16 protein-coding genes are annotated in these 13,638 nt (G+C 71.6%); 10 read left to right on the forward strand and 6 right to left on the reverse strand.

Annotated elements, in window-relative coordinates; genetic code table 11:
• Nucleotides 1-52 precede the first annotated feature (52 nt).
• On the forward strand, nucleotides 53-496 hold the full coding sequence (locus tag ACZ32T_RS15355; RefSeq protein WP_467367227.1) for a BlaI/MecI/CopY family transcriptional regulator: 444 nt from the start codon (nucleotides 53-55) through the stop codon (nucleotides 494-496).
• Between the two features lie 8 nt (nucleotides 497-504).
• Nucleotides 505-1,458 carry a M56 family metallopeptidase gene (locus ACZ32T_RS15360; RefSeq protein WP_467367230.1) on the forward strand — a complete coding sequence of 318 codons (954 nt, stop codon included), beginning with the start codon at nucleotides 505-507 and terminating at the stop codon, nucleotides 1,456-1,458.
• A 19-nt stretch (nucleotides 1,459-1,477) separates the two neighbouring features.
• On the opposite strand, the gene ACZ32T_RS15365 is transcribed toward ACZ32T_RS15360, so the two are convergent.
• Both ACZ32T_RS15365 and ACZ32T_RS15370 read right to left on the reverse strand, forming a co-directional pair.
• Nucleotides 1,478-2,725, reverse strand: a complete 1,248-nt coding sequence (locus ACZ32T_RS15365) for a cation:proton antiporter (protein WP_467272043.1) — start codon at nucleotides 2,723-2,725, stop codon at nucleotides 1,478-1,480.
• A gap of 2 nt (nucleotides 2,726-2,727) precedes the next feature.
• Nucleotides 2,728-3,198 carry a cation:proton antiporter regulatory subunit gene (locus ACZ32T_RS15370; protein WP_467272045.1) on the reverse strand — a complete coding sequence of 157 codons (471 nt, stop codon included), beginning with the start codon at nucleotides 3,196-3,198 and terminating at the stop codon, nucleotides 2,728-2,730.
• A gap of 191 nt (nucleotides 3,199-3,389) precedes the next feature.
• On the opposite strand from ACZ32T_RS15370, the gene ACZ32T_RS15375 reads away from it, so the two are divergent.
• Nucleotides 3,390-3,773, forward strand: coding sequence for a hypothetical protein (locus ACZ32T_RS15375; RefSeq protein ID WP_467367232.1), 384 nt, complete (start codon nucleotides 3,390-3,392; stop codon nucleotides 3,771-3,773).
• Between the two features lie 121 nt (nucleotides 3,774-3,894).
• Nucleotides 3,895-4,416, forward strand: coding sequence for a hypothetical protein (locus tag ACZ32T_RS15380; protein ID WP_467367234.1), 522 nt, complete (start codon nucleotides 3,895-3,897; stop codon nucleotides 4,414-4,416).
• 33 nt (nucleotides 4,417-4,449) lie between these two features.
• Here the strand turns inward: ACZ32T_RS15380 and ACZ32T_RS15385 are convergent, their stop codons facing one another.
• The 3 genes from ACZ32T_RS15385 to ACZ32T_RS15395 form a co-directional block, all read right to left on the reverse strand.
• Nucleotides 4,450-5,889 (reverse strand): flotillin family protein, encoded by a 1,440-nt coding sequence (locus tag ACZ32T_RS15385; protein ID WP_467272051.1) that lies wholly within the window; start codon nucleotides 5,887-5,889, stop codon nucleotides 4,450-4,452.
• A 96-nt stretch (nucleotides 5,890-5,985) separates the two neighbouring features.
• Nucleotides 5,986-6,507, reverse strand: a complete 522-nt coding sequence (locus ACZ32T_RS15390; protein WP_467367236.1) for a hypothetical protein — start codon at nucleotides 6,505-6,507, stop codon at nucleotides 5,986-5,988.
• 106 nt (nucleotides 6,508-6,613) lie between these two features.
• The gene (locus tag ACZ32T_RS15395) at nucleotides 6,614-7,099 is read right to left on the reverse strand and encodes a peroxiredoxin (protein ID WP_467367238.1); all 486 of its coding nucleotides are present in this window, start codon (nucleotides 7,097-7,099) and stop codon (nucleotides 6,614-6,616) included.
• A 156-nt stretch (nucleotides 7,100-7,255) separates the two neighbouring features.
• On the opposite strand from ACZ32T_RS15395, the gene ACZ32T_RS15400 reads away from it, so the two are divergent.
• The 3 genes from ACZ32T_RS15400 (at nucleotide 7,256) to ACZ32T_RS15410 (ending at nucleotide 10,218) form a co-directional block, all read left to right on the forward strand.
• Nucleotides 7,256-7,999, forward strand: a complete 744-nt coding sequence (locus ACZ32T_RS15400; RefSeq protein ID WP_467367240.1) for an alpha/beta fold hydrolase — start codon at nucleotides 7,256-7,258, stop codon at nucleotides 7,997-7,999.
• A 74-nt stretch (nucleotides 8,000-8,073) separates the two neighbouring features.
• Nucleotides 8,074-9,768, forward strand: coding sequence for a SpoIIE family protein phosphatase (locus tag ACZ32T_RS15405; RefSeq protein ID WP_467367242.1), 1,695 nt, complete (start codon nucleotides 8,074-8,076; stop codon nucleotides 9,766-9,768).
• Nucleotides 9,769-9,816: 48 nt separating this feature from the next.
• Nucleotides 9,817-10,218, forward strand: a complete 402-nt coding sequence (locus ACZ32T_RS15410) for a YunG family protein (protein ID WP_467272061.1) — start codon at nucleotides 9,817-9,819, stop codon at nucleotides 10,216-10,218.
• Between the two features lie 26 nt (nucleotides 10,219-10,244).
• Here the strand turns inward: ACZ32T_RS15410 and ACZ32T_RS15415 are convergent, their stop codons facing one another.
• Entirely contained in the window at nucleotides 10,245-10,463 is a 219-nt protein-coding gene (locus tag ACZ32T_RS15415) for a hypothetical protein (protein ID WP_356709296.1), read from the reverse strand.
• A 393-nt stretch (nucleotides 10,464-10,856) separates the two neighbouring features.
• Here ACZ32T_RS15415 and ACZ32T_RS15420 point away from each other — a divergent pair, with 393 nt between their 5' ends.
• The 3 genes from ACZ32T_RS15420 to ACZ32T_RS15430 all read left to right on the forward strand — a co-directional run bounded on the left by ACZ32T_RS15420 (nucleotide 10,857) and on the right by ACZ32T_RS15430 (nucleotide 13,578).
• A complete protein-coding gene (locus tag ACZ32T_RS15420) occupies nucleotides 10,857-11,201 on the forward strand; it encodes a MerR family transcriptional regulator (protein ID WP_467272064.1) in 345 nt (114 codons plus the stop codon).
• A 304-nt stretch (nucleotides 11,202-11,505) separates the two neighbouring features.
• Nucleotides 11,506-11,709, forward strand: coding sequence for a cold-shock protein (locus tag ACZ32T_RS15425; protein WP_031090619.1), 204 nt, complete (start codon nucleotides 11,506-11,508; stop codon nucleotides 11,707-11,709).
• Nucleotides 11,710-12,009: 300 nt separating this feature from the next.
• Nucleotides 12,010-13,578 (forward strand): DEAD/DEAH box helicase, encoded by a 1,569-nt coding sequence (locus ACZ32T_RS15430; RefSeq protein ID WP_467367244.1) that lies wholly within the window; start codon nucleotides 12,010-12,012, stop codon nucleotides 13,576-13,578.
• Nucleotides 13,579-13,638: the final 60 nt, after the last annotated feature.

Consider the following 13,638-nt stretch of genomic DNA (forward strand, 5'->3'; position numbering starts at 1 on the left):
GGGGGCACGGTCGCCGACGCGCACCACCCGGCCACTCAGTAGGATGCCGCGGATGGACAGGCCCACAGGCACGGAAGACGGCTCCACCCGGGACGGCCCACCGCTGCCCAGGCGCGGCCAGGGACAGCTGGAGTCCCAGGTCCTGACCGTGCTGCGCTCGGCGGGCGGGCCCGCGACGGCCGGGTGGGTGCGGAAGCACCTCGACGGCGACCTCGCCTACACCACGGTCATCACGATCCTCTCCCGCCTCTACGCGAAGAAGGCCGTGACCCGCACCCGCCAGGGCCGTTCCTACCTCTGGACCCCGGCCTCCGACGAGGCCGGCCTCGCCGCCCTCCGCATGCGCCGCGTCCTGGACGGCGAACGCGACAGGGAGGCCGTCCTCGCCCGGTTCGTCTCCGCGCTGTCCCCCGGCGACGAGGCGAGACTCCGCGCACTGCTCGCCCGCGCGGCCGACGACCCCGACGACGACCCCGCCGGTCCGGAAGGCCGATAGCCACGACGATGGGCGTCTTCGTCTACCTGCCACTCGTGCTGCCGCTGACCGCCCTGCCCATGGCGCGTCTCGCGGAACAGCACCTGCACCCCAGGAGCGCCACCCGGCTGCTGGCCGCCGTGGGTTCGACGCTGGCCCTGTGCAGCACGCTGTGCCTGGCCCTGCTCATGGTGGTGGGCACGGCCCAGCTCCCCGGCAACCCGCTGCCCGACGGCTGGTCGGACCCGGAGGTGCGCGCCGCGCTGCCGTACGAGGAGAAGGCGGGCCTGATCGCCATCGGAGTCCTGGGGGCGGTGCTGGTGGCCTGGGGCGGCACCCTCCTGCGGCACACCCGGACCCGGATCCTGGCCGCCCGCGCCCTGCCGGCCCAGGACGGCTCGGGGGCCGCGGGGGACCTCGTGGTGGTCCCGTCCCCCGACCCGTACGCCTACGCCCTGCCGGGAGGGCGCGGCCGGGTCGTCGTCTCCACGGCGATGATGGACTGCCTGGACGCCCGTGAACGCCATGCGCTCGTCGCCCATGAACGCGCGCACCTGACCGGCCGGCACCACCGCTATCTGCTGGTGACACAACTGGCGGCCCGCGCCAACCCGTTCCTGCTCCCCCTGCGCACGGCGGTGGCGTACAGCACCGAACGCTGGGCGGACGAGGAGGCGGCGTACGCGGTCGGCAGCCGCCGGACCGTCGCCACGGCGGTCGGCAAGGCGGCGCTGTTCTCGCACCGCCCGGCCGGCCCCGCCGTGCTTCCCGCCTTCGCGGCTTCCTTGCCGACGGGTCCTGTGCCGCGCCGGGTGGCGGCGCTGCTCGACCCCCGGCCCCCGGCCGGACTCTGGCCCCCGGCCTCACCGCATCTGGCCCTCGCGGCGGTGACCGCGACGGCGGGGACGGCGGCCTCGGCGCTGTCGTCGCTCAACGCGACGGTGACGCTCGTCGGCATCCTCCACGCGGCCACCCCGCTCTGACCGCCGTCCGGCGGATCCGTCAGTCGGAGTCGCGCCCCGCGTGCTCCGGCGTGAGGTCGTCGTGCGACGGCATCGGCGGGTCAGCCACCACGGCCGGCTTCTTCCGCTTCCCGGCCAGAGCGGCCTGGAGCTTCGAGGCGACCGGTTCCGTCCAGCGGGCGGTGAGCGGCCCGACGATCACCAGGATCAGCACGTACGCGGTCGCGATGGGCCCGATCCGCGGCTCGGTGGCCACGGCCAGACCGGCGATGACGATCGAGAACTCCCCGCGCGCGACGAGCGTGCCGCCCGCGCGCCAGCGGCCCCGCGGCCCGATGCCGGCCCGCCGGGACGCGTACCAGCCGGTGCCGATCTTCGTGAAGACCGTGACGACCGCCAGCAGCGCCGCCGGAAGCAGCACGGGCGGGATCTCCGCCGGGTCGGTGGACAGACCGAAGAACACGAAGAAGACGGCGGCGAACAGATCCCGCAGCGGCGTCAGCAGCTTGCGCGCACCCTCCGCGACCTCGCCGGACAGGGCGATGCCCACGAGGAAGGCGCCTACGGCCGCGGAGACCTGGAGCTGCTGGGCGACGCCGGCCACCAGGACGGTGAGCCCGAGGACGACGAGCAGCAGCATCTCCGGGTTGTCGGAGGACACCGCGCGGCTGATGAGCCGGCCGTGGCGCAGCGCGAGGTACAGCACGAAGCCGACGGTCCCGAGCGCGATCAGCAGGGCGATGCTGCCGCCGGCCAGACCGACGCCGGCCAGCATCGCGGTGAGCAGCGGCAGGTAGACGGCCATGGCGAGGTCCTCGATGACGAGGACGCCGAGGATCACGGGCGTCTCGCGGTTACCGAGCCGCCCCATGTCGGTCATCACCTTGGCGATCACGCCCGAGGACGAGATCCACGTGACCCCGGCCAGCGCGACGGCCCCCACGGGCCCCCATCCGAGTATCAGACCGGCGGCCGCGCCGGGTGTCGCGTTGAGCACGAAGTCGACGGCCCCGGACGGGTACTGCGTCTTGAGGCTGGTGACGAGCTCCGAGGCGCTGTACTCGAGACCGAGCAGGAGCAGCAGCAGGATGACGCCGATCTCCGCCCCGATGGCGGTGAACTCCTCGCTGGCGCCGAGCGGCAGCAGACCGCCCTCACCGAACGCGAGCCCGGCCAGCAGGTAGAGCGGGATCGGCGAGAGACCTATCCGCCCGGCGAATCTTCCGATGATGCCGAGCCCCAGAATGACGGAGCCCAGCTCCACCAGCAGTGCGGTCGTGTCGTGCACGGTCAGCCCTCCGCAATGATCTCGGAGAGCGTGTCGACGCCCTCACGCGTTCCTACGACGACGAGTGTGTCCCCGATGGCCAGCCGGAAGTCCGGCCCGGGCGACGGATGCGCACTGTGCGTACGCAGCACGGCCACGATCGAGGCCCCGGTCCGCGTCCGCGCCCGGGTGTCCCCGAGCAGCCGCCCGCCGTACGGGGAGCGGGTCCCGAGCGGGATGTGCTCGGTGACCAGGTCGATCCCCTCGGTCCGTACGGCGTCGATCGGCGCCGCGTCGATGAGGTGCGCGAGCCCGGTGGCCTCGGTGGTCGTCAGGGGTACGGAGAGCACGCATGAATCTGGGTCGTCCTTCTCGTAGAACCCCAGGAACCGCCGCCCGTCGTGATGCACGACCACGGAGATGTGCTGCCCCGATTCGGTGGTGTAGTCGTACTGGACGCCGACTCCCGGCAGTGACGTGCGGCGCGTTCCCATGGCTTCCTCCCGAGGAGCGCGCGGCGGAACGGCGCGCTTTTGATCAGCTTTTTATCTGCCCATTACCCTAACCGGAGCGCGGTTTCGACCCGGGGGGCCGGCGTTTTCGAGCTGCGCCGTGCCTGTGTCGCGGTTCGAGGGCGGGAGTGAACTCACCTCGTACAGGGCGCCGGCCTGACAGACTCGCTCGCATGCCCGAACAGCTCGCCGGCGACACGGCGCCGAACGATCCCATGCACGAGTACGTGGCGCTGTACCCCGAGGTCGTCCGGGCGGGGTCCTTGCAGAATGCCCTGCAGGCGGTGGCCGATCTGGCGAGCTACGGGCTTGCGGTCGAGCTGACGTCCTCACCGGGCTGGCGCCGGGTGGCCGCACGGGTGGAGGCCGACGGCCGCTCGGCGAATGCACTGATAGAAGCTGCTGCTCACGCACGGGTTCCTGCACGAGTGGCGGGAGCAGGGCGGGCGTGGGTTCTGGACGACCGAGCAGCTCCTCGCGAACGTGGCCCTTCACCCGGAAGAGGCGACGGCGGCCCGGGGCGGAAGCCCGGTGCCTGCGGCAGCGTCTCCGAGTGAGCGGAATCCGACGGTCGGCCGGCCGGGGAGTCGCGTAGTCGGTGGCTATACACCGGTAGACGAAGAACAGGGGAAGAACTCTTCCCACCCACCCTCCGAACCGGAGCCGCAGGAAGTCGCGTTGGCCGGACCCGAGCCGGAAGCTGCCGAGGCCGAGCGGGTGTTGCTGTCCCTGCGGCATGCGCACCGCTCGCTGCACCTGGGCGTCGCGGAGGCCCGGAAGCTGGTGAAGCTCGCCGTGGCATGGCTGCGGCGCGGGGTCACCGCCGACGACATACGGCGGGTGCTGGTCAGTGATCTGCCGGTGGGCGGGGTGCGTTCGGCCGTGGGATTCCTGCGGCACAGGCTCGTGCACAAGCTGCCCGAGGAGGCGGCGCCCGTGCCGCCGCCCCAGCCGGAGCCTCCCGTAGCGCCGTTGGTGGTGTGCACCGGGCCCGGGGAGGAGCATCTCTTCCGGCCGGGGCCCGCCGACGAGGACGGTGGGACGCGGTGCGGGCCGTGCCGCCGGGAGGCCGCCCGGGCGGCATGGGAGGAGGCCAGGAGCGCCCGGCTCACCCTGACGGAGGACGAGGATCCCTACGCCCATACGCCCTGGCGGGAGAGGGTGGCCGCCGTCCGGACCGCCGGTGCGCCCGGCCGGTAGCGGACACCGGTCCGGGCGCGGGGAGGGGCCTGGTCAATCCTTGATCTCGATCTTCTCGCCGTTCGCGGCGGGGGCCGGGACCGCCGGTACGGACTCCGTGCCCGCGGTCTTGCTCTGAAGGTTCCGCAGCAGCGCGCCCAGGTCGACGCCCGTGGTGGAGTTGAGGAGCTCCAGGCCCTGGGCGACGTTGTCGGTCACCGTGCGGGACAGCTGGCTCGCGCCGTCCGTCGAGATGACCGTCAGCTTGTCGATGGCGCTCAGCGGCTCGGACGCCTTGGCGACGACCTGGGGCAGCACCTCGACCAGCATCTGAAGGACGGCCGCGTCGCCGTACTGCGCGAAGGCGTCGGCCTTCTTCTGCATGGCCTCGGCCTCGGCTGCGCCCTTCGCGGCGATCGCGGCCGCCTCGGACTCACCCTCGATGCGTACGGCGTCGGCGAGGGCGGAGCGGTGGAGCTTCTCACCCTGACCGGTGAGACGGGAGCGCTCCGCGTCGGCCTCGGCCTCCTTGACCTGGGCGATGCGTCGGGCCTCCGCCTCCTGCTCGGCCTGGTAGCGGGCGGCGTCGGCGGGCTTGCGGACCTTGGTGTCGAGCTCACGGTCCGTCAGGGCGGCCTGGCGCTCGGCGACCTTCTCCTGCTCGCTGAGGACTTCCTGCTGGCGGGCGGCCTCGGCGAGGGGACCCGCCGCGTTGGCCTTGGCCGCCGCGGCTTCGGTCTCCGCCTTGATCTCGGCCTGCTTGAGGTAGAACGTCCGCTCGGCGATGGCGATCTCCTCCGCAGCCTTCAGCCGGGCCTGCTCGGACGCGCGCCGGGCGATCGCCTCCGCGATGTCCGCCTCCTGCTTGGCGCGGGCTGCCTCGGGACGGCCGAGGTCCTCCAGGTAGGAGCCCTCCGTGGTGATGTCCTGGATCTGGAAGGCGTCCAGGATGAGGCCCTGGCCGGAGAGGCTGGCCTCGGCCTCCTCGGCGACCTGCCCCGCGAACGCGGCGCGGTCGCGGATGATGTCCTCGACCGACATGCGGCCGACGATGGCGCGGAGGGCCCCGGAGAGCACTTCCTGGGTGAAGCCGACGATGCCGTTCTGCTGCTGGAGGAAGCGCTGGGCCGCGGCACGGATCGCGTCCTCGCTCCCGCCGACCTTGACGATCGCCACACCCTCCAGGTTGGACTTCACCCCGCGCAGGGTGACGGCGCCGCGTACGGCGACGGGGATGTGGCGGCTGGAGAGGTCCAGGGTGAACTTCTGCTGGACGAAGGGCACGACGAAGACGCCGCCGCCGACCACGACCTTCTGGCCGCTGTTGTCGATGCTGGTGCGGCCGGTCACCGGGTCGGTGGACTTCTTGCCCCGGCGCCCCGTGATGATGAAAGCCTGGCTGGGACCCGCGACCTTGTACCTGGTGATCACGGCGAGGGCCAGGAGTACGACGAGTACGACGATGCCGATGATGGCGATGACTACTGGGCTCATGAGAGGTGTCCCCCTTGCCCTCCCCACGGAGTTCCCGGCGGGACGGCGGTCTGTTCGGCTGTACGGGTTTCGGACAGGCGTGTGACTCTGTGGTGGTCAGCGCTCGACGGGGCGGACCGTGACCGAGGTGGTCGAGAGGGTGGCCTCCACCCAGATCTCGGCACCGCGTTCGACCGGTACGGCGCTCTTCGCGGAGAACTTCACGGTCTGGCCGGCGAGCCGGAGCAGGACCTCGCCGTACCCGTCGGCCGGGATCGGGGTGACCACCGAACCCGAGGTGCCGACGAGGTCGTCCCCGCGTGGTGTGGCCGTGGTCTGATCCCGCATCAGGGCCTGGCTGAACTTCCATGTCAGCCAGGCCGCGACGACGCCCGCGGCCGCTCCGGCCGTGAGGGCGAGGGGGATTCCGGCCCCGGTGGTGCCGAGGACGATCGCTCCCCCGAAGCCGAGCATGGACAGGAAGCCGGCGATGACGGGCAGGGAGAGCAGGCCGTCGAAGAAGCCGTTCAACAGCCCGCCCAGAGCGTCACCGAGGAGCCCTTCGAGGATCCCGTCGAAGATCAGGGAGAGGGCGAGAAGCGCGACCCCCGCAATGCCGAGACCGAGGAGAACGGTCACGTGATCACTCCCCCGTTTGTTCGCTGTCCCCCGAAGAACTTCCGTCGAACCGACTGAATGGTCCCACGGAGGGCCCTGCGGCGGCACTGCCGGAGCCCGGCAGTCTTTACCGGCTGCCGATGCCGGAAAGCTGCTGGGCGAGCGTGTCGAGCGACTGGAAGGTGGCACCGAGCAGGGCGACGTGCTTCCACCGCACCACACCGTCCGGCCCGATCAGGAAGACGGAACGGCGTACGCCGATGCCGGGTGCGGCGACCCCGTAGGCCCGGGCGGTCTCCCGCCCCGTGTCGGCCAGCAGGGGCATGCGCAGGCCGTGACCACGGGCGAAGGACTCATGACTGTCCACACCCTGTGGACTGATTCCCCAGACCTCGGCGTCGAGGTTCTCGAAGGTCTCGAGGCCCGAGGAGTAGGAGCAGAGCTGCTTGGTGCAGACGGCCGTGTCGTCACCGGGGTAGAAGGCGAGGACGACGGCCCGGCCGCGTGCGGCGGAGAGCGTGTAGTCGCGCCGCGTGAATGTGTCCTCCGTGAGAACGCCTCCGGACAGGGTGAAGTCCGGGGCGGGTTGGCCGATTCGAGGTCCTGACGCCATGTCGGCGGCTCCTTGGGTCGCGTACGGGAACGGTCCGTGCGTCCCCCAGTGAACGGCACTTTCCACACATCGACACGTTCGACCCATCCGTCGGCCCTCCGGCACCGAACATGGGGTGTGCGGGCGTCGGCCCGCGACCCCGATCTGGAGGTACGTGTGGCCGGAAGACCGCCGTCGGCAGCAGTGCTCGTCCTCCACGGCGGCTACGAGACGGGCATGGCCGCGCCGGCACCCGGCGCCCTGAACCTGCCGGGTCTGCGGATGCTGCCGGTGGCGCGTGCGGTGGCGCGTGCGGTGCGCGGTGAGCCCGGTGTGCGCGTGCAGCGGGTCCGTTACACGCACCGGGGCTGGAACGGCTCCCGCGAGGACCCGCTGCACGACACGTTGCGGGTGCTGGACGGCCTGCGGCGGGAGGCGGGCGACATCCCCGTGGTCCTCCTCGGCCACTCCATGGGAGCCCGCGCCGCCCTCCACGCAGCGGGCCACCCACTGGTCCGCTCGGTGGTGGGCCTCGCGCCGTGGTGCCCGCCCGGCGACCCGGTGACGCAGCTCGCGGGGCGGGACGTCGTCCTGCTGCACAGCACGCGGGACCGGGTGACGAGCCCCCTGGCGTCCCAGTCGCTCACGGCCAGGGCACGCCGGGCAGGAGCCCGGACCTGTCTCGTCACGATCCCGGGCAGCGACCACGCGATGATCCGCCGGGCTCCGGCCTGGCACCACCTGGCGGGCCTGCTGGTGACCGGGCTGCTGGGCCTCGCCCCGGTGCCGAAACGGGTCGAGGCGGCGCTCGGGCTGCCGCGCGGCGCGGCGGCCTCCGAGGGGACCCTGACGCTGGACGGACTCGACGCCGGCCGGCCGGGCGCGCGGAGATGCGGGGCGGGGCGGGGCGGCGGAGGATGAGGGGCCGGGTGCTCGGTGGCCCGTGAAGGCCGCGCGCTCCGCACCCGCCAGGCACGAACCCTCCGGAGGCTCCGTTGCAGGCCGAAGAGCACGCCCATCCGCCGCCCTTCGCCATGACGGCGCTGGCCGCGCTGATCGGCGGCAGCCCGGCGGGGGTGGCGGTCTTCGACACCGAGCTGCGCTACGCGTACGTGAACCCGGCACTCGAACGGCTCAACGGCGTGCCCGCCGCCGCGCACCTGGGCAAGGGCGTCGGCGAGGTGCTGCCGGACATGCACGTGCGGACGGACGTGATGCGCCAGGTGCTGGCCGACGGCCGTCCCCGGGAGATCACCACCAGCGGGCGGACCTGGGTGGACTCCGTCATCGAGCGGAGGTACTGGCGTGTGGCCCTGCACCGGTTCGAGGAGGACGGACGGGTGCGCGGCCTCATCGGCATCATTCAGGAGGTCACCGCGACCCAGGAGCAGCGCGAGGAGCTGCTGCGGGCCAGGAGCTATCTGACGCTCCTGGACAACGCGGCCGGCGACATCGGCACGACGCTCGACGTGGAGACCACCTGCCAGGAACTCGCGGAGTTCGTGGTGCCGGTGATGGCCGACGTCGCCGTCGTCGAGATGATCCCGGAGGACGACGGGCGCCCCCGGCGTGAACCCCCGTCCGGGGTGCTGCGGCTGCGGAGGGCCGGTGTGGCCTCCATTCCGGAACTCGCCGACCCGATCGCCCAGTTCGGCGGACCCGGTACGGACATCGACTACCAGGAGGACGCGGCCGTGCCCCGCTGCCTGGCCGCCGACGAGCCGGTGATCGAGAACCTGCGGGGCGACGAACAGCTCAGCCGTGCGGCGCCCGCCCCCGAACGGGTCGCCGCCTACCGCGCCATCGGCCTCCACTCGGTCGCCGTCGTGCCGCTCAGCGCGCGCGGACGCCCGCTGGGGGTGCTCAGCCTGCTGCGGGCCGGAGACTCCCCTCCCTTCACGGAGGGCCTGGACGTGGTCGTCGCCCGTACGCTCGCGGGCCGCGCCGCCGTCGACGTGGACCACGCCCACCGCTACACGCGTGAGCACCGCGTCGCCCGGGAGCTCCAGCGCTCCCTGCTCTCCGAGCCGCGCGGGCCGAGCCCGGGCATCGAGATCGCCTCCCTCTACCTGCCCGCGGGCGCGGGGGCCCTCGTGGGCGGGGACTGGTTCGACGCCATCCCGCTGCAGGGAGGACGGCATCTCAAGGTGATGGGCGATGTGATGGGTCACGGGGTGGAGGCCGCCGTCGCCATGAGCAACTACCGCTCGATGCTGCGCATCATGGCCGACGACGACCAGTCGCCGCACCGCATTCTCGAACGGCTCGACAAAGCCGTGGACCGTTCCGGCCTCGACCGGGCGGCGACCTGCCTGGTCGCCGTCGTCGACCGGAAGGAAGGGGTCTGCGAGGTGGCCAGCGCGGGACATCCGCCGCCGGTGTTCATCGACCCCGGAGCATCCGGGGCGCGGGTGGCACGCATGCCCGTGGGGCCGCCGCTCGGTACGGGCTTCGGTGGATACCGGACATCGGTGCTGCCCTGCGGTCCCGGAACGGTGCTGTTCATGTACACCGACGGCCTGGTGGAGCGCCGGGGCGAGGACATCGACGTCTCCATCGAGCGGCTCGCACGGCTCACCATGCCGGTGAGCGGGCGGCTCCAGGACCTGCTGGGCGAGGTCGTGGAACGCTTCGCCGAAGGGGCCGAGGACGACATCGCGGTGCTCGTCTCCCGGAGCCGGGGCTACTGACCGTCCTCCGCAAGGGCGTTGTCAGTGGCCGGTGCGAGGATTCACGGCATGGAACCTCTGCTGCTCACCGACATCGAAGACGCCGTCCGCAGCAGCTGGGACGCGGACACCACCACACCCACGCACCGGGCCCAGTGGGATCCCGGGAACCCGGCCCGCGACCAGTGCGGCGTCACCGCTCTGGTGATCAACGATCTGCTGGGCGGCGAGCTGATCCGCGGAGAGGTGCGGGTCGACGGTGTCCGGGTCGACTACCACTGGTGGAACCGGCTGGGCCTGGGGATCGAGATCGACCTGACGCGGGAGCAGTTCGCCCCGCACGAGCTGGTGTCCGGGGGCGTGGCCGTCGAGCGTCCGGCGGAGATCGTGCGGCTCCGCGAGGAGTACGAGCTGTTGAGGGCCCGGGTGCTGGAGAGGCTGCGGGGGCGGATACGGGCCGGGGCGGCCTGAGCGGTTGTCCCGCGGGCGCCGCCGGTTCAGCCGGCGTGCTGCCGGGAGTGCCCGCGCAGCCGGCGCAGGACGATCAGGGCGGACGTGACCAGGGGGAGCAGCCCCGCCACGGTGTTCGCGGCGGTCAGCTTGTCCTGGGTGCCTCTGGCCCGGCGCATCTGCTTGACGGTGCGGACGACGGCGATCGCACTGCTGCCCAGGCTCAGGAGCAGGCCGACCTTGGAATTCGCGGGTTTCCTGGGCATCTGCGTGCCTCCCGGTGACATCGCTGCACGGCCCCTCCGTCCACGTAACCGGCTCCGGGCCGGGTCCGCAATCGGGGAGGACGCCGGGCGACACGGTCGGCCGCGCGCGTGAATGTAGCCCTTCACGACGGGGGATGCGTGAAGGGCTACCCGAGCAGTATGACCGTTCACAGGTCTGCCGACAACTGACCGGTCGGTCAGCCTTGTCGGGGTGGTCGCCCGGGTACGGAGGGCTCCGGCCAGGCGTTCCCCCGGTCGGCGGCCGGGCGCGGGTGACGCCGGGGACCGAGGAAACCTGTTCCGGCGGCAATAGACATGGCCTACCCGTACGCCTAGGGTTTCTTGTGTAGCCAGGCCATATCGGTGGCCGGTGCGCAGCAGAAGAAGGTGCAGATGCCCCCGGAGTCCCCGTCGCATGCCACGGACCGTCTCGACGACGACGACTACCCCGCGTACACGATGGGGCGGGCCGCGGAGATGATCGGTGCGACGCCCGGCTTCCTCAGGGCCATCGGTGAAGCCCGCCTGATCACGCCGCTGCGCTCCGAGGGAGGCCACCGGCGCTACTCCCGCTACCAACTGCGCGTCGCGTCCCGGGCCCGGGAGCTGGTGGACGGCGGCACGCCGATCGAGGCGGCCTGCCGCATCGTCATCCTGGAGGACCAGCTCGAGGAGGCCCTGCGTCTCAACGAGGAACTGCGGAGGCCCGCCCCCGGCCGGAGTGGCGTCGATTCCTGACCGGCGACGGGCGTATATCTGTTTCGGTCGGCATAGAAATACGCGCAATCAGCGGTGAGGGTTTATGCCGTGAACGGTGGAGTGACTCGGTAGTGATATGGCGTACAGCTCGCTTGTGCCCGAATCGTGCTACTGTTGATCTCAGTTGCAGTTGTGGTTCCCAAAACTTCAAGTGCACTCACCGTTTTCACTCCGGTGGGCGCACTTTTGTATTTCCGGTTTCTTCCGGTCGGGGCAATCATTTGCGGCGACGTAGGGCTCGCACAGTGTGAGCCCACGGGCAACGCCCCGAAGGAGATATGACATGGCTACTGGCACCGTGAAGTGGTTCAACGCGGAAAAGGGTTTCGGCTTCATCGAGCAGGAGGGTGGCGGCGCTGACGTCTTCGCCCACTACTCGAACATCGCCGCCCAGGGCTTCCGCGAGCTGCAGGAAGGCCAGAAGGTGAACTTCGACGTCACGCAGGGCCAGAAGGGCCCGCAGGCGGAGAACATCACCCCCGCCTGATCGCTCAGACGTACGGCGCAGCTGGGGCCCGCACCTTGGGGTGCGGGTCCCAGCTCGTTGTGTTTTCCCGGCCGCTGGCGAGGCCGTCGCACCGGTGGAGTAATTCCTGGTGAGGGCGGGCCGGAGCACGGCGGTTATCTGCAGTCATATGGAGTGCCGAATCCTGCTGGTTCATCCGGCGGACGGACTTCGTTTTTCGATATTTCATCGGCTCGTTCTTGCGATTCTTGGCGCCGTACATGGCTGCAGCCGCCCGGAAAGAATCCCTCGATACGTGCCATTCGAGGGAAGGGTTCTTCTTTGAACCGCGATCGCACAGCTCGCACGAACGACCGATTTTCCCGGACGCGCTCCGGCGGGCCCGCAGGCAGTCGTACCGCCAACGGATTCCGCGGGACGGCATCCGGCAGGCAGGGCGCCCCGGGTTCGGGGGGCCGCTCCGGTGGACCCAAGCGCTCCGGTGGCTACGGCCGCCGCTCCTCCTCCGTCTCGGGTGAATTCGCCCTGCCGGTGACCATCACCCCCGCCCTCCCCGCCGCCGAGTCCTTCGCGGACCTGGACATGCCCGCGCCCCTCCTGGAGGCGCTGGCTTCCGAGGGCATGTCCGTGCCGTTCCCCATCCAGGCGGCCACCCTGCCGAACTCGCTCGCCGGGCGGGACGTCCTGGGCCGCGGTCGCACCGGTTCGGGCAAGACGCTCGCCTTCGGCCTGGCCCTGCTCGCCCGCACCGCGGGCAACCGCGCCGACGCCCGCCGTCCGCTGGCCCTGGTCCTCGTCCCCACCCGGGAGCTGGCCCAGCAGGTCACCGACGCGCTCACCCCGTACGCCCGTTCCCTGAAGCTCCGGCTGGCCACGGTCGTCGGCGGCATGTCGATCGGCCGCCAGGCCAGCGCACTGCGCGGCGGCGCCGAAGTCGTGGTCGCCACCCCGGGCCGGCTCAAGGACCTCATCGAGCGCGGCGACTGCCGGCTGGACCGGGTCGCCATCACCGTCCTCGACGAGGCCGACCAGATGGCCGACATGGGCTTCATGCCCCAGGTCACCGAGCTGCTGGACCAGGTCAACGCCGAGGGACAGCGGATGCTGTTCTCGGCCACCCTGGACCGCAACGTGGACCTCCTGGTCCGCCGCTACCTGCACGACCCGGTCGTCCACTCGGTGGACCCCGCGGCCGGTGCGGTGACGACGATGGAGCACCACGTGCTCTACGTCCAGGGCGCCGACAAGTACGCCACGACCACCGAGATCGCCGCCCGCGAGGGCCGGGTGATCATGTTCCTGGACACCAAGCACGCGGTGGACAAGCTCACCGACCACCTGCTGCACAGCGGTGTCCGGGCGGCCGCGCTGCACGGCGGCAAGTCGCAGCCCCAGCGCACCCGCACCCTCGACCGGTTCAAGACCGGTCATGTCACGGTGCTGGTCGCCACGAACGTCGCCGCCCGCGGCATCCACGTCGACAACCTCGACCTGGTCGTCAACGTGGATCCGCCCAGCGACCACAAGGACTACCTGCACCGCGGCGGGCGTACCGCGCGGGCCGGGGAGTCCGGCAGCGTCGTCACGCTCGTGCTGCCCAACCAGCGCCGCGAGATGACCCGGCTGATGGCGGACGCCGGCATCACGCCGCAGATCGCCCAGGTCCGCTCCGGCGAGGCGGAGCTCAACCGCATCACCGGAGCCCAGGCGCCGTCGGGTGTGCCCGTCACGATCACCTCACCGGTGTCGGAGCGCGCCAAGGGCGGCGGTTCCGGTCCCCGCGGCCGGCGCGGCGCGCGTCCCGGCCAGGGGCGCCGTTCCAACGCCAACACGGCGACGCCGCAGGCACGTGCCGCGGCGGCGCAGCGCCGGTCCAACAAGGCCGCGTAGTCATCCGGCCGGGAGCCCGGCCGACCCTGTCCGGCTTTCTCCACGACCACCCCTGTTGAG

This window comes from Streptomyces sp. NPDC023573 (assembly GCF_055559735.1).